Origin of the sequence: Agrobacterium tumefaciens, assembly GCF_009649785.1 — a bacterium.
In the GTDB taxonomy this organism is placed as follows: Bacteria; Pseudomonadota; Alphaproteobacteria; order Rhizobiales; family Rhizobiaceae; genus Agrobacterium; species Agrobacterium tumefaciens.
The window spans coordinates 219,894-240,658 of the sequence record NZ_WJOK01000001.1 but is presented as its reverse complement, the minus strand read 5'-3'; the positions used below and the strand labels follow the sequence as shown (position 1 = coordinate 240,658).

Annotated in this window: 20 protein-coding genes; 1 reads left to right on the top strand and 19 read right to left on the bottom strand. The window is 58.3% G+C overall.

Going from position 1 to position 20,765, the window contains the following annotated elements:
• Positions 1–64: 64 nt before the first annotated feature.
• The 19 genes from GH784_RS01080 to ruvC all read right to left on the bottom strand — a co-directional run bounded on the left by GH784_RS01080 (position 65) and on the right by ruvC (position 18,120).
• On the bottom strand, positions 65–1,243 hold the full coding sequence (locus tag GH784_RS01080; protein WP_003511379.1) for a phosphoserine transaminase: 1,179 nt from the start codon (positions 1,241–1,243) through the stop codon (positions 65–67).
• Between the two features lie 215 nt (positions 1,244–1,458).
• Positions 1,459–2,304 carry an outer membrane protein gene (locus GH784_RS01075; RefSeq protein ID WP_003511380.1) on the bottom strand — a complete coding sequence of 282 codons (846 nt, stop codon included), beginning with the start codon at positions 2,302–2,304 and terminating at the stop codon, positions 1,459–1,461.
• A gap of 188 nt (positions 2,305–2,492) precedes the next feature.
• Complete coding sequence (gene glmM, locus GH784_RS01070; RefSeq protein WP_003511381.1) at positions 2,493–3,845, bottom strand: phosphoglucosamine mutase; 1,353 nt, start codon at positions 3,843–3,845, stop codon at positions 2,493–2,495.
• 188 nt (positions 3,846–4,033) lie between these two features.
• Complete coding sequence (gene ftsH, locus GH784_RS01065; protein WP_013761814.1) at positions 4,034–5,998, bottom strand: ATP-dependent zinc metalloprotease FtsH; 1,965 nt, start codon at positions 5,996–5,998, stop codon at positions 4,034–4,036.
• 154 nt (positions 5,999–6,152) lie between these two features.
• Complete coding sequence (gene tilS / locus GH784_RS01060; protein WP_035199648.1) at positions 6,153–7,490, bottom strand: tRNA lysidine(34) synthetase TilS; 1,338 nt, start codon at positions 7,488–7,490, stop codon at positions 6,153–6,155.
• A 30-nt stretch (positions 7,491–7,520) separates the two neighbouring features.
• Positions 7,521–8,513: a tol-pal system protein YbgF gene (ybgF, locus tag GH784_RS01055; RefSeq protein ID WP_003511385.1), complete on the bottom strand. Its 993-nt coding sequence runs from the start codon at positions 8,511–8,513 to the stop codon at positions 7,521–7,523.
• A gap of 158 nt (positions 8,514–8,671) precedes the next feature.
• Complete coding sequence (gene pal / locus GH784_RS01050; RefSeq protein WP_003511386.1) at positions 8,672–9,205, bottom strand: peptidoglycan-associated lipoprotein Pal; 534 nt, start codon at positions 9,203–9,205, stop codon at positions 8,672–8,674.
• A 210-nt stretch (positions 9,206–9,415) separates the two neighbouring features.
• Positions 9,416–10,723 carry a Tol-Pal system beta propeller repeat protein TolB gene (tolB, locus tag GH784_RS01045; protein WP_003511387.1) on the bottom strand — a complete coding sequence of 436 codons (1,308 nt, stop codon included), beginning with the start codon at positions 10,721–10,723 and terminating at the stop codon, positions 9,416–9,418.
• A gap of 20 nt (positions 10,724–10,743) precedes the next feature.
• Positions 10,744–11,913, bottom strand: coding sequence for a hypothetical protein (locus GH784_RS01040; protein ID WP_013761817.1), 1,170 nt, complete (start codon positions 11,911–11,913; stop codon positions 10,744–10,746).
• An 8-nt stretch (positions 11,914–11,921) separates the two neighbouring features.
• Positions 11,922–12,380, bottom strand: a complete 459-nt coding sequence (gene tolR / locus GH784_RS01035) for a protein TolR (RefSeq protein WP_003511389.1) — start codon at positions 12,378–12,380, stop codon at positions 11,922–11,924.
• Positions 12,381–12,426: 46 nt separating this feature from the next.
• Complete coding sequence (gene tolQ / locus GH784_RS01030; protein WP_003511390.1) at positions 12,427–13,146, bottom strand: protein TolQ; 720 nt, start codon at positions 13,144–13,146, stop codon at positions 12,427–12,429.
• Between the two features lie 261 nt (positions 13,147–13,407).
• Positions 13,408–13,848 carry a tol-pal system-associated acyl-CoA thioesterase gene (ybgC, locus tag GH784_RS01025; protein ID WP_003511391.1) on the bottom strand — a complete coding sequence of 147 codons (441 nt, stop codon included), beginning with the start codon at positions 13,846–13,848 and terminating at the stop codon, positions 13,408–13,410.
• Positions 13,845–14,381, bottom strand: coding sequence for an NUDIX hydrolase (locus GH784_RS01020; protein WP_035199649.1), 537 nt, complete (start codon positions 14,379–14,381; stop codon positions 13,845–13,847). Before GH784_RS01020 ends, ybgC begins: the two co-directional genes overlap by 4 nt.
• Positions 14,378–14,905, bottom strand: coding sequence for an NUDIX hydrolase (locus GH784_RS01015; RefSeq protein ID WP_013761819.1), 528 nt, complete (start codon positions 14,903–14,905; stop codon positions 14,378–14,380). Before GH784_RS01015 ends, GH784_RS01020 begins: the two co-directional genes overlap by 4 nt.
• On the bottom strand, positions 14,905–15,483 hold the full coding sequence (locus tag GH784_RS01010; RefSeq protein WP_035199650.1) for a DinB family protein: 579 nt from the start codon (positions 15,481–15,483) through the stop codon (positions 14,905–14,907). The genes GH784_RS01015 and GH784_RS01010 overlap by 1 nt, the downstream gene beginning before the upstream one ends.
• A gap of 37 nt (positions 15,484–15,520) precedes the next feature.
• Positions 15,521–15,739 carry a hypervirulence associated TUDOR domain-containing protein gene (locus tag GH784_RS01005; protein WP_075807662.1) on the bottom strand — a complete coding sequence of 73 codons (219 nt, stop codon included), beginning with the start codon at positions 15,737–15,739 and terminating at the stop codon, positions 15,521–15,523.
• A gap of 52 nt (positions 15,740–15,791) precedes the next feature.
• Positions 15,792–16,832, bottom strand: coding sequence for a Holliday junction branch migration DNA helicase RuvB (gene ruvB / locus GH784_RS01000; RefSeq protein WP_003511396.1), 1,041 nt, complete (start codon positions 16,830–16,832; stop codon positions 15,792–15,794).
• Positions 16,833–16,958: 126 nt separating this feature from the next.
• Positions 16,959–17,576 (bottom strand): Holliday junction branch migration protein RuvA, encoded by a 618-nt coding sequence (gene ruvA, locus GH784_RS00995; protein ID WP_003511397.1) that lies wholly within the window; start codon positions 17,574–17,576, stop codon positions 16,959–16,961.
• A gap of 31 nt (positions 17,577–17,607) precedes the next feature.
• The gene (ruvC, locus tag GH784_RS00990) at positions 17,608–18,120 is read right to left on the bottom strand and encodes a crossover junction endodeoxyribonuclease RuvC (protein ID WP_003511398.1); all 513 of its coding nucleotides are present in this window, start codon (positions 18,118–18,120) and stop codon (positions 17,608–17,610) included.
• Between the two features lie 248 nt (positions 18,121–18,368).
• Here ruvC and GH784_RS00985 point away from each other — a divergent pair, with 248 nt between their 5' ends.
• Positions 18,369–20,678 carry a methyl-accepting chemotaxis protein gene (locus GH784_RS00985; protein ID WP_019564903.1) on the top strand — a complete coding sequence of 770 codons (2,310 nt, stop codon included), beginning with the start codon at positions 18,369–18,371 and terminating at the stop codon, positions 20,676–20,678.
• Positions 20,679–20,765: the final 87 nt, after the last annotated feature.

The window sequence follows — 20,765 nt, the reverse complement described above, 5'->3', positions numbered from 1 at the left end:
AAACGGTGCAGTTTTAAAAGCGGGAAATCGGCGGCCCTGCATCAACGCAGGGCCGGTATCAAAATCAGGCGGCAGCCTTGGAAAGTGTTGCCTTCTGCGTCTGGTAGGCCCAGGCGAGCCAGGGCATGACGGCTTCCATATCGGCCGTCTCGATGGTTGCGCCGGCCCAGATGCGCAGACCGGACGGTGCGTCACGGTAAGCGCCGATATCGAGGGCGACATTTTCCTTTTCAAGCAGGGCAACGATGCCCTTGGCGAAATCCGCCTGCGCAGCAGCATCCAGCGCCTGTACGTCGGGATCGACGATCTTCAGGCAGACGGAGGTGTTGGAGCGGGTTTCCGGCTTGACGGCCAGGTTGGCGATCCAGTCGTTCTTCTCGATAAAGTCGTAGATGACCTTGGCATTGGCATCAGCACGGCCAATCAGCGCCTTCAGGCCACCAAGGTTCTTCGCCCACAGCAGCGCGTCGATATAATCCTCAACGCAGAGCATGGACGGGGTGTTGATGGTTTCGCCAGTGAAGATGCCTTCGATGAGCTTGCCGCCGGAGACCATGCGGAAGATTTTCGGCAGCGGCCATGCCGGCGCGTAGCTCAGCAGACGCTCGACAGCGCGCGGCGAAAGGATGATGACGCCGTGGCCACCCTCGCCGCCCAGAACCTTCTGCCAGGAGAAGGTTACGACGTCGAGCTTTGCAAAGTCCATATCCTGCGCGAAGGCCGCCGAGGTGGCATCGCAGATCGTCAGACCCTTGCGGTCAGCAGGAATGAAATCGGCATTGGGAACGCGGACACCGGAGGTGGTGCCGTTCCAGGTGAAAACCACATCGCGGTCGAAATCGACTTCCGCCAGGTTCGGCAGCAGGCCGTAATCGGCCTCCAACTTGCGTACGTCCTTCAGCTTCAGCTGCTTGACGACATCGGTAACCCAGCCGGCACCGAAGCTTTCCCAGGCAAGCATATCGACGCCGCGTTCACCAAGCAGCGACCAAAGGGCCATTTCAACGGCGCCGGTGTCAGACGCGGGAACGATACCGATGCGATAATCGGCGGGAACATTGAGAATTTCACGGGTGAGATCGATGGCCTGCTTCAGCTTGGCTTTGCCAACCTTGGCGCGATGCGAGCGACCGAGCGGTGCATCGGAGAGAGCATCTAGCGACCAACCGGGACGCTTCGAGCAGGGACCAGAAGAAAAATGCGTATTGCCCGGACGGAGGTCCGGCTTCACTATATCTGTCATTTGACTACCCTTTCAGATAGGCGCCTCTCGTTAGGGAGAGGTGTCCTGACGCCGTTGCTATTCCTCTCACCGGCCTCCGTCAAGCGGAATATGTCGCTACGCATGAGAATTTTAGTCCATATGCGTCATGCGACGAACTGGATACCGCTGAAAACAAAAACCGCCCGCACCGGAGGAGGATGCGAACGGCTGAAGCTAACAGTCGGGCGTGACGTTTATTTATAAACGGCAGGCTGCAGCGGAATATCGGCAGGCGGCATGTATTGCGCGGTATCGCAGCCGTTAAAGACATAACGGCCACCGACGCGAACCTCATGCGAATACAGACCCTTGTCGCGGCCAGGACCGCCACCATTCGCAAAATCGAACATGTCGCCCTTGTTGATCTGGCGGAAGCGGTAACCGACATCTGCCTTCAGATTACAGGTAACATCGATCGACGCACCGGCCATCAGGGCATAGGCGAAGCGCCACTTGCCTCTGCCGCCGTGTTCGGTGGTCGGGTCGCAGCCAAGGCCATTGGTGCTGCACGAAGTATTGCGCAGCTTATCCCATTTGACGTAGGAGCCGCCGATACCGCCGCCAACATAAGGCGTGATGCGGCCATAGGTACCAAGGTCGACATAGGCGTTTGCCATCAGCGTGTATGCTCTAAGCGAGCTGAGATCCGCTGAAACGCAGGGACCGGGCACGGAACCACAGCCGCCGATGGTAGACCCGCGGAAATCCGATTTACCCATGTAATCGAAGGTTACGTCACTGCGGAAATAGTTGTTGAACTGATAACCGACACCGGCGCCGACGATGTAGCTATCCTTGACATTAGCCGTATCGAAATCGGCGAGATAACCACCCGGTCCACCCTGATAATAGTTGGCGCCGCGAAGCTTGTTGAAGGAATAACCGACGTCGCCGCGCAGATACCAACCACTTGCCTGCGTGATCTGCACTTCGGGTGCCTCTACATAGGCAGGTGCAGGTTCAGCTTGATAAAGATCGGCAGCGAAGGCGCTCGTGCCGGTCATCAGAACGGCCAGAATGCCGGCCAAAGCGTTTTTCATGACTTCCACTCCAGAAGAGGCACCTGCCGTTGCGGCAGCAAATGCCAGTGAACTGTTCAGTCACGGAGATTGGCGTAAAATGGTTAAGTCCCGATTAACCACGATCATTCACTATATTTATTAGGCAATACTCAAAGAAAAAGCCGACTCGAAAGCCGGCTTTTTCTTTTCACATTTGGTGGCGCAATTTATGCAGCCGAGCGGGCATTGGTGATGACCCCGACGAGATCGTTGACGATCTGCTCCACCTTCGCACTATCGTCGCCCTCCGCCATGACGCGGATCAAAGGCTCCGTACCGGAAGGGCGGATGACGAGGCGGCCATTATTGGCCAATGCGCTTTCCGCATCCGCGATCGCCTGCTGCACGATCGGATTCTCCAGTGGCTTGCCGCCGGAAATACGGACGTTCTTCAAAAGCTGCGGCACCGGCTCGAACTTGCGGCAAACCTCGCTGACGGTGAGGCCCGAACGTTTGACCTTGGCGAGAACCTGCAAAGCTGCCACCAGCCCATCGCCAGTCGTGCCGTAATCCGACAAGACGATGTGGCCGGACTGCTCACCGCCGACGTTGAAATTGTGGTTGCGCATATGTTCGACAACATAACGGTCGCCCACCTTGGTGCGGGCAAGGGTGAGACCCTTGTCGCCAAGGAAACGCTCAAGACCGAGATTGGACATCACGGTTGCGACGATGCCGCCACCACGCAGGGTATTGTCGGAAGCCCAGCTGTCGGCAATCACCGCCATGAGCTGGTCGCCATCGACGATCTCGCCGCGTTCGTCGACGATGATGACACGGTCCGCATCGCCATCGAGCGCGATGCCGATATCGGCCCGCACCTCATGCACCTTTTTCTGCAGGGCTTCCGGGTGGGTGGAGCCGCATTCGAGATTGATATTGATGCCGTTCGGCTCGTTGCCGATGGTAACGACTTCGGCGCCCAGTTCCCAGAGCGCTGCGGGAGCCACCTTGTAGGCAGCGCCATTGGCACAGTCGATGGCAATCCTGAGCCCGCTCAGCGTCACATCACGCGGCAGGGTACGTTTGACGAATTCGATATAGCGGTAGATATCGCCATCCACGCGCTTGGCGCGTCCGATCTCGCTCGGCTTGGCGAGCTGGGCATAGAGATCCTTGTCGAGAAGATCTTCGATTTCCAGCTCAAGCTCGTCGGAAAGCTTGTATCCGTCGGGTCCGAAAAGCTTGATTCCATTATCGGAAAATGGGTTGTGCGACGCCGAGATCATTACGCCGATATCGGCCCGCAGCGAGCGGGTCAGCATGGCAACAGCGGGGGTTGGAATGGGCCCGAGCAGGAAGACATCAAGGCCGGCCGCGGTGAAACCTGCGACCAGCGCGTTTTCCAGCATGTAGCCCGAAAGCCGGGTATCCTTGCCGATCACGACACGATGGCGATGATGGCCCCGGCGGAAGATCGTTCCGACCGCAATGCCCACACGCATCGCCAGATCCGGCGTCATGGGGAAGACGTTCGATTGTCCGCGGATACCATCGGTTCCGAAATAACGGCGTGCCATTTGAACTCCAAATCTTTCGGGCATTCCGGCATAGCATAAAACTACCGGAAGCGTTTTTGGCTAAATGCCACAAACCACGATAAACAGCACGTAAATTACCGCAAAAATGGCTTATATCTTGTTACCAAACTGAAAAGGCCACCCGGAAAACCGGATGACCTTTTTCAATAGTCGTCTTGGCCAGGCAATCAGTGCGGCTGTGGCTCCATGCCGCCTTCAGCCTCGCCGTCGCCCTTGGCTTCGCCGTCACCCTTGACTTCGCTTGGGCCGTCCTTCTTGGTGCCTGCTTTCGGAACAGCCGAGCCACGGCTGCCAGGAGAATCGTCACCCAGATCGCGTGCCGGCTTCTCGCCCCTCAGCAAAGCCTTGATCTCGTCGCCCGTGAGGGTTTCGTATTCCAGAAGACCCTCGGCAATAGCAACGAACCCGTCGTGATTGTCCGTCAGGATACGACGTGCCTCTGTATAGGCCTCGTCGATCAGACGGCGGACTTCGGTGTCGATCGTCTGAGCCGTTGCCTCGGAGACATTCTTGGACTGCGAGACGGAATGGCCAAGGAAGACCTCCTGCTGGTTTTCACCATAGGCGACCTGGCCGAGAGCGTCGGAGAAGCCCCATTGCGTTACCATGGCGCGGGCAAGCTTGGTGGCCTGCTCGATATCCGAAGATGCGCCGGAGGTGATGTTTTCCTTGCCGAAGGTCAACTCCTCGGCAACGCGGCCACCCATCATGATCACCAGACGCGACACCATCCATTTGTAACTCATGGAGTAGCGGTCACCTTCAGGCAACTGCATGACCATGCCGAGTGCACGGCCACGCGGAATAATTGTCGCCTTGTGCAGCGGATCAGCCAAAGCAACCTTCAGCGCGGTAATCGCATGCCCCGCCTCGTGGTAAGCGGTCAGTTTCTTTTCCGCTTCGGTCATGGCGGAGGAGCGGCGTTCCGCACCCATCATGATCTTGTCCTTGGCGTCCTCGAACTCCTGCATGGTAACCACGCGCTTGTTACGGCGAGCAGCCATCAGGGCGGCTTCGTTGACGAGGTTCATCAAGTCAGCGCCCGAGAAACCGGGGGTGCCACGGGCCAGAACCTTGAGATCGACATTCGGAGCCAGCGGCACGTTGCGAACGTGAACCTTGAGAATGCGCTCACGGCCGACGATATCCGGGTTCGGCACGACGACCTGACGGTCGAAGCGGCCGGGACGCAGAAGTGCGGGATCGAGAACGTCCGGACGGTTGGTGGCGGCGATGAGGATGATACCTTCATTCGCCTCGAAGCCGTCCATCTCGACCAGCAGCTGGTTGAGCGTCTGTTCGCGTTCGTCATTGCCACCGCCGAGACCGGCGCCGCGATGTCGACCGACAGCGTCGATTTCGTCGATGAAGATGATGCACGGCGCATTCTTCTTGGCCTGCTCGAACATGTCACGCACACGGCTTGCGCCGACGCCGACGAACATTTCCACGAAGTCAGAACCGGAAATGGTGAAGAACGGCACATTAGCTTCACCCGCGACGGAGCGCGCCAGTAGCGTCTTACCAGTACCTGGAGGGCCGACCAGCAGCACGCCGCGCGGGATCTTGCCGCCGAGTCGCTGGAACTTCTGCGGATCGCGCAGGAATTCCACGATTTCCTCAAGGTCTTGCTTGGCTTCGTCCACACCTGCGACGTCGTCAAACGTCACGCGGCCGTGCGCTTCCGTCAAAAGCTTGGCCTTTGACTTGCCAAAGCCCATCGCGCCGCGCGAACCGCCCTGCATCTGCCGCATGAAGAACAGCCAGACGCCGAGGATGAGGAACATCGGCAAAAGCGTGCCGAGATAGCTCAAAAAACCGGAAGAACCGTCGCTCTCGGGACGCGCGACGATGGTGACGTTCTTGCTCTGCAAGCGCTCCATCAAGCTGTCGTCGATTACTGGGGAATAGGTCTGAAAGGCCGTGCCGTTCTCGGTATAGGTTCCGAGAACCCGGTTACCGGTGACGGTCACGTCGCGAACTCGCCCGGAATCCACATCGCGGAGAAACTGGGAATACGGAATTTCCCGCGAACCCGTTTGCGTCGGCGAAGTCTGGAACATGCTGAACAAAGCGATCAGCAAGAGGGCAATCACGGCCCACAAGGCGAAATTTCTGAAATTTGGGTTCATCGAACTCCCCGAACTCACACGGACATGTTTGCTGCCCGCTATTACTCGACCCTAACATAAGGACGACATCTGCCGTTGCCAAGGCAAAGGGCGTTATCTGATGCGTTTTGGTGTAAAAACTATTCCAAGGCAATTCACGAAAAAGAGGCCGGATTTAAACCGGCGGCTGTGGATAGGCCGCACGGCCGAATGAAACCGCGATGGCATTCGCCAACTCAAGGTCGAAGCGCGGCAGAAAAAGATCGAAGGGGGCAAGCCTCGGCACGATACTGATGGCACCTTCCGGAGAGGCTCGACCGGGAACCAACGCGGCAATTTGCGGCAGGATCGCCATCGCCTGTTTTGCAATCCCTGGCGGCACCGCTGGAAAAAGCGCTGCCGCATCCGCAATGCCACCCGTCCTGCCCGCCGCAATATTGACCGGAAAAGCCGATGTGTTTTTCACAAAGAAACGATCGTCCCAGAGGCCCTGCCCGCCAGCCTCGACTTGCAGTTCCGGCATATTCCGATGCTCGCGGAAAAGATAAAGCCCGTCCTTTCGGCGATCGAAAAGAACGCGGCCAACCGTTATCCGTCCGTTCTCGCTGGTTTTGAGAAACTGCAACACCCGATCCATGCTGCTGGCCGCCGGGAAATAGGCCCTTCCACCGAGATTAGCGATGAGCACCGCTAGCCCGTGCCGAAATTCGGGAAGATCGGGCATCAGGCCTTCAATCGACAATCTGGCGAGCGTGGCGTGAAAGACTTCTACGTTTTGTTGGAGAAAAAAGGCGGTTTTCTCGGAATATGCCTGTCGTTTGACGGCGGCCTGCGCATCAAACGGCGGCGGAGAGTCGGAAAGCGACTGCCGCACACGAACCCGCTCGTAGCGCGCGTTGTCATTACTAGGGTCGTCAGACCAGCCACGCGAGCGAGATAATACGAAATCGCGGATCTCCTGTCTTTCACAGGTCAGAAACGGCCGCATGATCCAGTGGCGTCCACCGTATAATACAGCATCCGCCATGCCGGCGAGGCCGAGATTTTCGCTGCTGCCGCTTCTGGCGGCACGCATCGCCACGGTTTCCCGCTGGTCGCCAAGAGTATGCCCTGTCACGATGAGATCGGCGCCAATGTCGCTCGCAACGTCGGCGATCAGACTATATCGGGCAAGACGAGAGGCTTCGGAAATGCCGGAAGCGGGTTTGGGATCATCCCATCGGCGCACGGTATGCGGGATACCGAGTTCCGCGCAGAGCAGGGAGACCTTGTGAGCCTCATCAGCGGATTCCGCCCTTAGGGCATGGTCAACCGTGACGGCGGAAAGCCGCACCCGGTCGGGGTCTGCCTCCGCCCTCGCCTCATGCATTGCCAGCAACAGACCGGTGGAATCGCTACCGCCGGAGATTGCGATGAGAATATGGACGGGTTTGCGAAGATTTTCGACGAAGGACCTAGCCGCAGCGAGCGGCGCAACCGTCTTTTCGTTCAAAATGCGGACATCAACCGGCATGGAAAGACCGCCGCCATGGCAGGAGCAAGATCAGCAGCTCAGCCGCTTCTGTTCGCTGGCAACCTTGTTCAGCACAGTCTTTGAAGCACTGGGATAACGCTTCGGCACTTCGCGCAGCGTGGCGCAGGCGGTCTCGGTGTTGTCCAGAGCTGCAAGCGACATGCCGAGCTTCATCAGCATTTCCGGTGCTTTCGGAGACTTGCCATAGGTCTGATGGCCGTTCAGGAAAGTTTTTGCGGCCTCGTTGAACTTGCCCTGCGAATATTGTGCCTCGCCCAGCCAGAAGCTGGCATCGGCGGCCTTGGTGCCTTTCGGGTAACCCTGGAGATATTGCTGGAACCCCTGCTCCGCAAGCTTGTAATCGCCGGAAAGAACATGACCGTAAGCAGCCTGATAGATATCGCCCTCGCTGGTGAGTGCTGCGGTGTTGACCGGATCGGTCTTGCGCGAACCGTTGCCGGTGGTAACGCCCGGAAGACTACCGGAAGAATTGTTGGCACCCTGGTTCAATGAGCCACCGATCGGCATGCCCTTGGAATCAAGCTCGATGGAGCCAAGCGTCGTCTCTCCCGGTGCACTCGTCGGCGCGTTCGCGGAAGAGGACGGCGAAACGGAAGCGCCACCCTGAGGTGGCGTTTCGATGATCGTTGCAACGTCGTCGCTCGGCGGAGCGGCCGGAGTGGCCTCCGCCTTCTTTTTCGGCGCGGTGGTACTCGCGCCTTTGCCGCCTTCCAGTTCCTGGAAGCGGAATTCATTGTCTTCCTGCGCCTTGCGGATCGTTTCCTGCATCTGCAAAAGCTGGAAGCTCATTTCTTCGATACGGCCGTTGAGCTGCCGGATCTGTTCTTCAAGCTGCTGAACCTTATAGGCTTCATTGGCCTGAACCCGCACAATTGGGACCTGCTGAGAGTTGATCGTGCCGAAGCTACCCCCCGCACCGAACAGCGGACCCGAAACGGCTGTGCCGCTCAAGCCGGTGCAGGCTGCAAGCCCCAGCATTCCCGCCACGACAAGTTTCTTCATCTCATTTGCCCTGCCTTAACTGATTTGCACCGGAATGGCGCAAGCCGGATTTTTTCCATATCAACCGAAAAAGCAACTTAACTTCGGCCAAACTATGAAAAAAACGAAAGGCGGCCCATAGACCGCCTTCCATTCGAGATCACAAAAGCGTCAGGCGATTACATGCCTGCGCCACCGAGAACCGTCACAGCGCGGCGGTTCTGCGACCAGCAGGAAATGTCATCGCAGACGGCGACCGGCTTTTCCTTGCCGTAGGAGATCGTCTTCATGCGGCTTGCCGGAACGCCCTGGGACGCCAGGAAGTCACGGGTTGCAGCGGCACGACGGGCGCCGAGCGCCAGGTTGTATTCACGCGTACCGCGCTCGTCGGCATGGCCTTCGACGGTGATGGCGTATTTCGGGTAACGGGCAAGCCACTGTGCCTGGCGCTGCAGCGTCTGCTGCGCGTCTGCACGGATGGACGTCGAGTCCGTATCAAAGAAGATGCGGTCGCCAACATTAACCGTGAAGTCCTGCTGGGAGCCGGGCGTCGCAGAACCCGCACCGCCGAGACCGAGCTCACCGGCGCTGTTCGGCATGTTCTTCTTGTTCGCGCAGCCTGCGAGAGCAAGAGCGAGCGTCATGGCGATAACAGCCGGATTACGGGCCAGTTTCTGCATCGGGCTGAGTGCCGAAGTGTGTGTACGGCTCATCGCCGGTCTCTCCTTGGGATTGCAATAACGTTGCCAGACACTAACGGATCGAGGTTAATAGCCGACAAACGCTTATGGTTAACAGAAAGGAAACGTCCCACTTTTTTGCTCCCTCACAACACTTTGCGGCAAGAAAGAGGCAGTTTCCCGTACGGCATATGTAAAAACATGACGGCGCCGGTTGGGCCGGCGCCGTCATGGCAGTCAATATCAGTCCAGAAGCGGCGACCAGGCCGGGTCTGAAGCGAAGGTGGGAGTCTTGATCAGCTGTTCGTTGTAGCCGGTCAAGTCGATCGAATAGAGCTGCGGACCGCCAGCACCAGCGTTCTGGCGGAAGAACATCAGCACACGGCCGTTCGGCGCCCATGTTGGGCCTTCATTATGAAAGCCGCTGGTCAGAATGCGCTCACCCGAACCGTCGGTTTTCATCACGCCAATCGAGAACTTGCCGCCCGATTGTTTGGTGAAGGCGATCAGATCGCCGCGTGGCGACCAGACCGGCGTGGAATACGACCCGTCGCCGAACGAAATACGCTGCTGTCCTGAACCATCGGCATTCATTACGTAAATTTGCTGACGGCCGCCACGGTCGCTTTCAAAGGCAACACGTTGCCCATCCGGGGAGAATGACGGTGCAGTATCGATCGCGGACGTGTTCGTCAGGCGCGTCGTGGTTCGTGAGCGCAGGTCCATGGTGTAGATATTGGCGTTACCATCCTGCTGAAGGCTCATAATGACCTTCTGGCCATCCGGCGAGAAGCGCGGCGAGAATGTCATGCCGGGGAAATTACCGACCACTTCGCGCTGTCCGGTTTCCAGCTGCAGCAGGTAAACGCGCGGCTGCTGGCCTTCAAACGACATGTAGGTGACTTCCTGACGGTTCGGCGAAAAACGCGGCGTCAGAACGATGTCGTTCGAATTGGTGAGGTTACGGACGTTGAAGCCGTCCTGGTCCATGATCGACAGCTGACGCTTGCGGGCTGTCTTCGGGCCGCTTTCGGAGACGAAAACGACGCGGGTATCGAAGTAGCCCTTTTCACCGGTGACGCGCTCATAAATGGCGTCCGCGATGATGTGGGCGACACGGCGCCAGTTTTCCGGCTGCGTGAAAAACTGCTGCCCGGTCATCTGCTGGCCTGCGAAAGTATCCCAAAGGCGGAACTCGGCACGCAGACGGCCGTCGCTTTCACGCGTCACGCGGCCCGTTACGAGTGCCTGCGCGTTGATAACCTTCCAGTCCTCAAAACGCGGCTGCTGATCCGGGTTGGCGATTTTTTCGATGAAGGCACTCTTGTTGACTGGCGCAAACAGGCCGGAACGCTGCAGATCGGCAGCAATTACGGCCGATACCTGCGCGCCGATGCCGTCACCCGAGATGAAGTCGGTGATGGCGATGGGCAAGGGTTCGACGTTACCCTTGTTGATGTTGATTTCCACCCGCGCAAAAGCCGGTGCGGAGAAAACCGACATAAGGGCCGCGACAGCGAGCACCAGCCGGATCGGCGAAAATATCTTCATGTTGCCAGGCCTTTCAGCATTCATAGCAATTCACTGGGATCGAAATTCACTACGACTTCGTTCCATGCATCATATTTGTCGGCAGGAAGGTTCGTGAACGGAGCAGAACGCATGATGGCACGATAGGCACCACCGGAAAGGGCGCGACGCGTTCCCTCGGAACCACCCGTTGCTTCGATCTCGGGTCGGCCGATGATGGATCCATCACGGTCAAGCTTCATGGTGACCCGAACGCGAACGTCCGAGGCATCCGCCATGCCGGGAATGATCTGCCAGTTTTTCTGGATTGCGCCACGCAGCGCATCCATTTCCGTCTGGCTGAGCGTCGAACCGCCCGTGGTCTTTTTGCCGCCAAGCGATGCCTGCTGGGTGGAGCGCTTTGCACCACCGCCGGAGGGCGCCTGCTTGTTCAAAAGCGCGGCAACATCGTCAGCGTTAAAATCGCTTTCCTTCGACGAAGCGGATTTCGCCGTTTCCTGCTTTTTCTCACCCGGCTTCTTGTCGGAAGGCTTGTCCGTGGACTTTGCCTGATCGGGCTTGGTCTCTGCAGGCTTCTCAGCGGGCTTCTGCTCGGCAGGTTTGGTCTCAGCCTGTTTCGGCACTTCCGGCTTCGGCGGCTCCGGGCGGGAATTCGGGCGCGGCACATTCGGCGGCACGGGAATTTCGGCCGGTTCCTGTTGCACCGGGGGTGGCTCTTCCGCTTTCGTTTCCTGCGGCGGCGGCTCCGTCTTCGGTTGCGGCGCGATCTCGGGCTTGGTCTGCGGCAAGGCGGCCATTTCCTGCGGCTTCGGAGCCGAGGTCTCTTCCTTGACGATTTCCTTCACCTCATTCGCCTTGGTGTCGACAACCGGCTGCGGCTTTTCCTGCTTTGGCGGAGCGGCCGCACTGATATTGTCGTTCGGCTTTGTAGTAGGCGTCGGCGGCGCTTCTATATCGGCCACGTTGTTGCCGACATTCTGAGCGTTCGGAACGATATCCGGACGTGTAGTCGGAACCGGGGCCGACTTTTCCGCCTTCGGCGCGTTCTTGTCGCCTTGCTGGATCTGGCTCAATTCCTCGATTGGCACCAGCTCCACAGGCAGTGCCTCAGCCTGCGACACGTCAAGAGGCTCCGGCGAGCCCAGGGAAACGAGGGCGAAAGCCAGAAGCGATGCGTGCACGATCGCGGATGTGGTAAGGCTGCCCTTCATCGCTGACGTCAATTATCCTGTTTCTGCTGGGTCACAAGGCCGATATTCTTGAAGCCCGCTGCCTGGATACGCGCCATCACGTCGGCGACGACGCCGTAGGCGGCAACGGAATCCGCGCGCACGAAGATGCGTTCGTTATAACCTGTCGTGGCGATTGCCTGCAGCTTGTCGGCCACCTCGGCCGCCTGGATTTCCGTTTCCTGCAAATGGATCTGGCCATTGGCATTGACGGAAATCGTGATCGGCTGCGTATCCGAATTCAGCGCGTTGGCAGATGTCTGCGGCAGGTCGATCGGAACGCCGACCGTCATCATCGGTGCGGCCACCATGAAAATGATGAGAAGCACAAGCATGACGTCAACCAGTGGCGTCACGTTGATTTCGCTGATCGCGCCGCCCCTGCGACGTCCGCCGCGCCCACGGCGTCCACCGGAACCGCCGCTGCTGCCACCTGCTGACATACCCATAACATCTACTCCATTTTGCCTTGCGGCAAATTACTGCGCGGCGCGCTTATTGGGCTGCCTGCCGCGTCTGAAGTTTTTCATCGATCTGGCGCGACAAGATCGCGGAGAACTCGTCGGCGAAACCTTCCATACGAGCGGAAAGCTTGTGCGCGTCAGCCGTGAACTTGTTGTAGGCGATAACCGCCGGAATAGCCGCGACAAGACCGATGGCCGTTGCCAGAAGCGCTTCGGCGATACCCGGCGCCACGACCGCAAGGTTGGTGGACTTCGAACCGGCAATCGCCTGGAACGAGGTCATGATACCAACGACCGTACCGAAGAGGCCGATGAACGGACCGGCAGAACCGATCGTCGCCAACGAACCGAGGCGGGCCTCGTATTGTTCGCCTTCACGAGCAATCGTCACGTCCATTGCCCGGTCGATACGCATTTGCAGACCGATGGGTGAACGGGCGCCGCGTTCAAATGATTTCTTCCACTCCCGCATGGCGGAAACGAAAATTGCCGCGAGACCAACATTCTGGCGTTCTGCCAGAGTGCGGTAAAGCTCTTCGAGCGACTGGCCAGACCAGAAGACCTGTTCGAACTGGTCGAACTGGCGCTTTGCCTTGCCGAAGCTTACGTATTTGTCGAAGACGATCGCCCACGTCCAGACCGAGGCGGCGATAAGTCCAATCATCACGAACTTCACGATGAGGCCCGCCTGCATAAACAGCGCCCAGAGACTTACATCGTGCGTCGCCGCTGCCAAACCTGCCTGTTCCATAAATATCCAATCCCCGAATCCAAACGCCCGGTACGGGACCGGGCGATTCAAACGCGTGTTAACGCTCGAAGCTATGCAGCAACAGCCGCAAACCCCTTTGCCATACCCCGATACTTGCCAGTAAGCCTTACTTGCCAATAAATTTGGTGAAAGGAAGGCGTGCGCCGCACAAATGCCAGTTGCTAAAGTAAGACACCATTATGGTTAAAGGAGTGTTACAACCGCGCCACGTCTGATGGATTTACTGGACCAGCCCCGAACTTACTTCAGGAATTTTTCGGCCACCGTCTCCGGAAGGCGCCTTGGCCGGCCATTGGCATTGATGACGGCGATGATGACCTTGGCGGCAACAAGGAGCGTTTCGCCGCGCCGGATTTCCTGATTGAGCACCATTTTTGCGCCCCCGGCCTTTTCGGTAAGGGTGGTGATCGTCAACACATCATCCATCCGGGCCGGGCTCTTGAAATCGATCTCCATACGATGGACGACGAAAACGAGACCCTCCTCGTCGGCGGTCAGGAGTGCGCTTTGCTCGCAGCCGAGGCAACGCAGGTAGTCGGTTCGACCGCGCTCGAGAAAATGCAGATAGCGCGCGTGATAAACGAGGCCGGAAAAATCCGTGTCCTCGTAATAGACCCGCTGGGTCAGGCGGTGCCCATGTTCGATGAGTTCGCCGGAAAGCGAAACCACAAGCTCGCTCATGATATCTCCTTGGAAAGTTCGGCCGCACCTGAACGACCTTCGCGGACGATAAGATGCTCGTGGCGCTGAGGCAGCATCGCGATGCGCTCAGCAATGAAACGGGGTCTGAGATCGTGTTCCAGCAGCGCGGAAGGCTGCGCGGGCAGCCAGCAGAACTCCACCTCGACGCCATCCAGCACGCGATGCACTATATCGCTTTCATGGAACGGCAAAGGCTGGCGCAGCGAAACCAGATAATAAAATGCCAATTCATGCGCGACATAATCATCATAGGCGAAAAAATTCTCCGCCGACCAGAGAAGACGCTCGACGGCGCAATCCCGGTCAAGCTCCTCGCCGATCTCGCGGATGATGGTCTGCTCTGAGCTTTCACCGATTTCCGCCCGCCCGCCCGGCAGGGCCCAATAGCTATCCTTGGCGCCACGCTGGACGAGAAGATAGTTGTCGTGGAAAATCAACGCCGCCACACGCATGCTGAACAGCTGCGGCTTGCGGTCCAGCCGGATCATATGGCGCTCAGGGGCAGAAGTCATTTGGCGTCCAGGTCGCCGTCATACCAGACAAGGTGTCTTGTGGTCTCAGGCAGGTGTTCTATTTCATCCGCGATGAAATAGGGCGGAATATCGAGTTCGGTCAATGCATCACGGGTCGCAGCGACCCAGCGAAACTCAAGCTCGTTATCGCCATCCTGAACGCGGTGAATGATATCCGTCGGGTGAAAGGCAAGGGTCTCCGGCAAATCCATCAGGTAATAGAAACCGAGTTCGTGCCACTCCTTACCCTCATAATGGAAAAAATTCTCGACCGCCCATAGAAGCCGCCCGACCTTCGCTTCGACACCAAGTTCCTCGACCATTTCGCGCGCCAGCGTTTCTTCGGAACGCTCGCCCATTTCGGCGCGACCACCTGGAAAGGTCCAGAATTTCTCATGGGACGCGCGGTGCACCAACACGTGGCCATCCCGAAACGCCAGCCCCGCAACGCGCATCTGGAAAATGCGTTTCGGCTTGAATTTCATGCGGATACGGGTGTCCTGCACCGTGGTGTCTTGTATCATTAACTGAACCTGCTGGCTGGAAACATCAAATCGGTTTCCGTCCACCCTAACGCATCCATCTCGGCTTTTCTCGCCTTTGCGTCGTCTCCCACAATGAATTCATCCAGTTGTGGCGGCTTGATCATGGTGCCGGACAACATGGCATGCACCTGCCCGCGATGATGCGTCTGGTGCTGGAAGAGATGGGACAACACATCGTCGCAGCGATCCTGCTGGATGCGTGTTCCACGATGGATATTGACGATGGCAGCGAGGCCGTCTTCATCCAGCATGTCGACAAAATCGATCAGTTCTTCGTCCAGTTTCGCTTGGGCAGCATGCAGCTCCGCCATGGTGGCGAAAGGCTCTTCCTCTTCAAAAGCGGCAAGGCCGAGCGTCCCGCCTTTAATCGCGTCGATATAAAACAGGTCAACGGTGTAGATGTGGTTCAGGGTGGCCCGAAGGGTTGGAAAGAAGCTGACGCGAGCGGCCACGAATTCCTCCTGCAACAGCTGACGACAAGCCTGATGCAGCCTTAAATTAGCCAGCCGGTTGTTGCGCGCGAGTTTGCGGAAAACCCGCATCGGATCGTAGGCCATCGACGTCCCTTCTCATGGAGCCTGATAACGCCGCTTTTCAATCGACGTGTTCAAGCTCGGACTTGCTCTTCAGAACCTTCGCCCCATCTTCCTGCTCGATGAGATAAGCGGGTTCGTCCTTGCTAGCCTTGCGCTTTATCGTGGAACCGGAAATCGTTTTTTCGACATCATCAGTAAACGTCTCGACGATTTTTCCTTCGCCGGTTCCGTTGCCCCATTTCCAGCGAACCTTCGTACCCTTGCGATATCCAGACATCATCATTTCCTGACCAAAGAAAATCAAATGCGAAAGCGCCGGGCTTGTTCCCTCAATCCTCTTCCAGCGTCAGCCGGAATTGCGCCGCCTCGAGATCTTTAGGCGGCTGCATGCCCAGATGTTTCCAGGCAGTGCCGGTCAGAACGCGGCCGCGCGGCGTGCGCTGGATGAAACCCTGCTGGATCATGTAGGGTTCTATGATGTCTTCGATCGCATCACGCGGCTCCGACAAGCCAGCGGCGATGGTCTCGATACCAACAGGGCCGCCGCCGAAATTGACCGCGATCATGGTCAGATAGCGCATGTCCAGCTGATCGAGACCCATTTTGTCGACAAGCAACCGCGTCAGCGCTTCGTCGGCAATCTCACGGGTGACGGCTTCCGCCCGTGCCACCTCAGCGAAATCGCGAACCCGGCGCAAGAGCCGTCCGGCGATGCGCGGCGTGCCGCGTGCACGCCTTGCTATCTCGCGTGCGCCATCGTCGGTCATGTTCAGACCCATCAGCCGCGCGCCGCGCCGAACGATCAGCTCCAGCTCATCGACAGTGTAGAAGGCCAGACGGACAGGAATGCCGAAGCGGTCGCGCAGCGGCGTTGTCAACAAACCAAGACGCGTGGTCGCGGCAACGAGGGTGAACTTGGAAAGATCGATCTTCACCGAGCGGGCCGCAGGCCCCTCACCGATGATGAGGTCGAGCTGGAAATCCTCCATTGCCGGATAGAGAATTTCCTCGACTGCCGGGTTGAGACGATGGATTTCATCGATGAAGAGCACATCGCGCTCCTCGAGATTGGTCAAAAGTGCGGCAAGGTCGCCAGCCTTGGCGATCACTGGTCCGGAGGTGGACTTGAAGTTGACGCCAAGCTCCTTTGCCATGATCTGCGCCAGCGTGGTTTTGCCGAGACCGGGAGGCCCGACGAACAACACATGGTCCAGCGCCTCGCCACGGTTCTTTGCCGCCTCGATAAACACCTTGAGATTGGCGCGAGCCTCGGCCTGGCCGGTAAAATCGTCCAGCGACTGCGGGCGCATTGTGGTGTCGATATCTTCACCGCGCTTGTCCGCCGAAATCAGTCTGTCCGCATCGCTCATAGAGGGCATTCCATTGTTCTAAACCAATTCAAGAGATGGTCTTCGCCGCTATATCACGACTGTCGCACGAAGGCGCTTCACGAAATTCAGCATCGCACCCGGCTTCGTTCGCTTGCTGCGCGCAGCTTAGCGTGAAAGTTCGCGCAGGCCGAGCCGGATGAGTTTGGCACTGTCGCCGCCCTCCCCGCCGTTCTTCAGCGCGGCCGCAACGGCATTTGCGGCCTGATCGCGTGAATAGCCGAGATTGGTGAGCGCCGACACGGCATCCGCCACCGGCGCGGAGGCCACACCCTCGCCAAGTTCCTGCTTGAGTCCGATGGAAGCCGAAGCTTCTCCTGCAAAGGCAGGCGCCTTGTTGCGAAGCTCGGTAACGAGGCGCACCGCCACCTTCGGCCCTACGCCCGGCGCACGTGAAATCATCACCTTGTCCTGCAGCGCTATCGCATTGGCGAGTTCAGAAGGCGACAGGGTAGACAAGACGGCCAGCGCCACTTTCGAACCGACCCCCTGCACGCTCTGCAGCAGATTGAACCATTCCCGCTCAAGTGCCGACAAAAAGCCGAACAGCCTCAACTGGTCTTCGCGCACATAGGTTTCGATGAAGAGGACGACCGCTTCACCAGCGGAACCTATTTTTGAGAGTGTGCGCGCCGAGCAATAGGCGACGTAACAAACGCCGTGCACATCCACCAGCACGTAATCCGTGCCGATTTCCTCGATGGTGCCTTTAAGTTTTCCGATCATGATGCCGCCCGCTGCAATGAGACTTCAATATTCAACCGGCTGCCAATAGCCGCGCCATCCTGTCGCCGCCGCGATTATGGGCGTGGCAGATTGCGATCGCCAAGGCGTCCGCCGCATCGTTACCCTTGAATTCTGCTTTCGGCATCAGGATTTTCAGCATCATGTGGATTTGCTGCTTTTCGCCGTGCCCAACACCTATGACGGCTTTTTTGACCGCGTTCGGCGCATACTCGAAAACAGGCAACCCTGCCCGCGCCGGAACCAGCATGGCAATGCCGCGCGCCTGACCGAGCTTCAGCGTGGCGACAGCATCCTTGTTTACGAACGTCTGCTCCACCGCCGCCTCATCGGGTTGATAGCTGTGAACAGTATCCGCCAGCCCATCATGCAGCTGGCACAGGCGGGAGGCGAGATCCATATCACCATCCGATGTCACCGTGCCGGAAGCGACAAACCGAAGGCTGTTGCCGAAGGTTTCGATGACACCCCATCCGGTGCGCCGCAACCCGGGGTCGATACCGATGATTCGAATCGTCTTTTGCATAAGCCACCCTATCTTTTCGGCTGCGACCCTGCCAGCGATAAGTGAACAAAACGACAACATTGATCAAATTTGCAGTGCAGCATTTACCTCTGCTTAAACCGCGTACCGCATTGTTCCCGCACAAAATCAAAAAAGGGGAGCTGCGGACATGATGATCCGCAGCGCAATATTTTCGCCATATCAGCCATCCGGTGGCGCCATCAATGCATGGTGCGGGAAGTGATACGGCATTAAGGGCTGCATCGGCCATGCTGAACCGTTTTCATTCCATATCCACCAAAGTGCTCGTGATTTTCCTTGCGCTGATGACGATCTCGACCGGGGCTCTCACGCTTCTCGGCTATCAAAGCAGCAGCGGCGTTCTCGAGGAACAGGCGTCGAAATCCATGGAGAGCATTCTCGTCTTCAGGGGCGATATGCTGCAGGAACGCCTTGAGCAGCTTGAAACGCAGGCGGATTCCATCGCCAAGATCGAATCCCTGCAAATGGCGGTAGTTTCCATGCGCAGCGGCTGGGGCACCGTGCAGAAGAGTTCCGGCGACGCAAAGGCGGAACTGCAACGCGTCTTCGTCAAGGAGAACCCCTACGGAGAGAAAGAAAAGCTCATCAAGCCCGAAAATCCGAGCGGCTTTTATTATTCCACCCATGAAAAAACCCAGACGGATATCGGCGGCTACCTCAAGGGAACCCCATTCAGCGATGTTCTATTCATCGATCCGGCCGGCACGGTTTATTACTCCTATCTGAAAGGACCGGCTTTCGGGGAAACCGTCACGGGTGGCGCCTGGGCGGATAGCGGCCTTGGGGCTGCTTTTGCGCGCGGAGCCACCAACGCAGGAAAAGCCGTGAACGACGTGGCGCAGACGAGTTTCTCCGGTCTGCGCATCGACGCCGCGACTAAAGAGGCCGGCATCTATTTCGGTATTCCGGTAGTCAAATTCGGTGCGTTCAAGGGCATCGTTCTCTTCCGCGTCAAACAAGAGGTCTTCAGCCAGATCCTCGCGAAAGGCATCTCCGCCGGCAGCTCCGAACAATCCGCGATCGTTTCCGCCGATGGCAAGGTTCTGGGCGTGGATGGCAACGGTCTCGTCAGCCTTAATCCGGCAATCTATGCCTTCCATGCACAAGCACTTAATACGTCCGGCATGACGATTGCCAAGATCAACCGTCCGGACGGCGAAGCCAATGCCTATGCCCGCGCCTTCTCGTTTGCCGGTGAAAAATACCTCGCGGTGGAAAGCATGTTGCGCAGCGAGTTGAACGCCGGTTCCATTTCGATTGCCGGCACGTTAGCCGTCATCGGCCTTTGCGTTCTGGCAGCCATGTGCGCGGCAACCGCCTTTTTTGCACGGCGCCTGTTCGCACCGCTGGAGAAGCTGGCCGGGCTGACTGGCGAAGTGGCGGCAGGCCGTCTCGATGCCGAGATCGGCAATCAGGACCGCAAGGACGAGATCGGCCGCATGGCGCGCGCGCTTGGCAGTTTCCGTGAAAAACTCATTTTGCAGCGGGAAATGGAAGCGACCACGTCCCGCACGCGCGAGGAAGCCGAAACGGCACGCCGCGCACATCTTGCGGAACGAGAGGCCGAGGCCGGCACGCTGCAAATGGTCGTGCGTTCTCTTGACGAAGGGCTGGATCGACTGGCAAGCGGCAATCTCGCCTATCGCATTGAGACTGTCTTCCCAGACGATCTTGAAAGTCTGCGCCACAACTTCAATACGGCGCTTGCAAGGCTCAGCGAGACCATGCAGGCCATCGGCGGCAATTCCGCCGCCGTTCGCGGCGGCTCGGAGGAAATGCGGGTAGGTGCAGACCAGCTCGCTGAGCGCACTGAACGGCAGGCCGCCTCCATTACCGAGACGGCAAGCGCCATCAAGGCAATCACCGAAGCCGTCCGCGACCAGATCGAACGTGCCGAACAGGCAACACGGATCGCCCGCGACGCCAGTACGCAGGCCACTGCGTCCAGCCACGTCATGGAGCAGACCATCGCCGCCATGGAAGCGATCCAGACCTCGTCGCGCCAGATCAACCAGATCATCGGCGTTATCGATGAAATCGCCTTCCAGACCAACCTTCTCGCCCTGAACGCAGGTGTGGAAGCCGCGCGTGCGGGCGAGGCCGGCAAGGGTTTTGCCGTTGTGGCGCAGGAGGTGCGCGAGCTGGCACAACGCTCGGCCGCCGCCGCAAAAGAAATCACCAGCCTGCTGAAGCGCTCCACCGACGAGGTTTCCACCGGCGTGGCACTGGTCGAAAAGGCGGGGGCCTCGCTAACCGGCATCGGCAAGCACGTGCAGACCATCAGTTCCCGCATCGAAGAGATCATGGAATCCACCCGCGAGGAGGCGCATACGCTTGCTGAAATCAACAGCACCGTCACCAGTCTCGACACCATGACCCAGCAAAACGCCGCCATGGTGGAGGAGACGACGGCGGCCATTCACAATCTCGCTTCCGAGGCGGGAGAGATGGACGGCAGGCTCGGACAATTCGTGCTCGCTTCCGACCGGCAACCTCCAGACCATCGCGAAACCCGGCAATTCCGTCGAGCGGGCTAAAAAAATGAAAAGGGGCCTCTTTCGAGGCCCCAATTTTTTTGAACCATCCTTCAATTCTGCGCGACTTCTATGGTAAATCGGGACACG

Bases quoted from the DNA above. Each gene is read 5' to 3' on its own strand.
- GH784_RS01080 (WP_003511379.1), bottom strand. From the start codon at position 1,243: ATGACAGATATAGTGAAGCCGGACCTCCGTCCGGGCAATACGCATTTT.
- GH784_RS01075 (WP_003511380.1), bottom strand. From the start codon at position 2,304: ATGAAAAACGCTTTGGCCGGCATTCTGGCCGTTCTGATGACCGGCACG.
- glmM (WP_003511381.1), bottom strand. From the start codon at position 3,845: ATGGCACGCCGTTATTTCGGAACCGATGGTATCCGCGGACAATCGAAC.
- ftsH (WP_013761814.1), bottom strand. From the start codon at position 5,998: ATGAACCCAAATTTCAGAAATTTCGCCTTGTGGGCCGTGATTGCCCTC.
- tilS (WP_035199648.1), bottom strand. From the start codon at position 7,490: ATGCCGGTTGATGTCCGCATTTTGAACGAAAAGACGGTTGCGCCGCTC.
- ybgF (WP_003511385.1), bottom strand. From the start codon at position 8,513: ATGAAGAAACTTGTCGTGGCGGGAATGCTGGGGCTTGCAGCCTGCACC.
- pal (WP_003511386.1), bottom strand. From the start codon at position 9,205: ATGAGCCGTACACACACTTCGGCACTCAGCCCGATGCAGAAACTGGCC.
- tolB (WP_003511387.1), bottom strand. From the start codon at position 10,723: ATGAAGATATTTTCGCCGATCCGGCTGGTGCTCGCTGTCGCGGCCCTT.
- GH784_RS01040 (WP_013761817.1), bottom strand. From the start codon at position 11,913: ATGAAGGGCAGCCTTACCACATCCGCGATCGTGCACGCATCGCTTCTG.
- tolR (WP_003511389.1), bottom strand. From the start codon at position 12,380: ATGGGTATGTCAGCAGGTGGCAGCAGCGGCGGTTCCGGTGGACGCCGT.
- tolQ (WP_003511390.1), bottom strand. From the start codon at position 13,146: ATGGAACAGGCAGGTTTGGCAGCGGCGACGCACGATGTAAGTCTCTGG.
- ybgC (WP_003511391.1), bottom strand. From the start codon at position 13,848: ATGAGCGAGCTTGTGGTTTCGCTTTCCGGCGAACTCATCGAACATGGG.
- GH784_RS01020 (WP_035199649.1), bottom strand. From the start codon at position 14,381: ATGACTTCTGCCCCTGAGCGCCATATGATCCGGCTGGACCGCAAGCCG.
- GH784_RS01015 (WP_013761819.1), bottom strand. From the start codon at position 14,905: ATGATACAAGACACCACGGTGCAGGACACCCGTATCCGCATGAAATTC.
- GH784_RS01010 (WP_035199650.1), bottom strand. From the start codon at position 15,483: ATGGCCTACGATCCGATGCGGGTTTTCCGCAAACTCGCGCGCAACAAC.
- GH784_RS01005 (WP_075807662.1), bottom strand. From the start codon at position 15,739: ATGTCTGGATATCGCAAGGGTACGAAGGTTCGCTGGAAATGGGGCAAC.
- ruvB (WP_003511396.1), bottom strand. From the start codon at position 16,832: ATGAGCGATGCGGACAGACTGATTTCGGCGGACAAGCGCGGTGAAGAT.
- ruvA (WP_003511397.1), bottom strand. From the start codon at position 17,576: ATGATCGGAAAACTTAAAGGCACCATCGAGGAAATCGGCACGGATTAC.
- ruvC (WP_003511398.1), bottom strand. From the start codon at position 18,120: ATGCAAAAGACGATTCGAATCATCGGTATCGACCCCGGGTTGCGGCGC.
- GH784_RS00985 (WP_019564903.1), top strand. From the start codon at position 18,369: ATGCTGAACCGTTTTCATTCCATATCCACCAAAGTGCTCGTGATTTTC.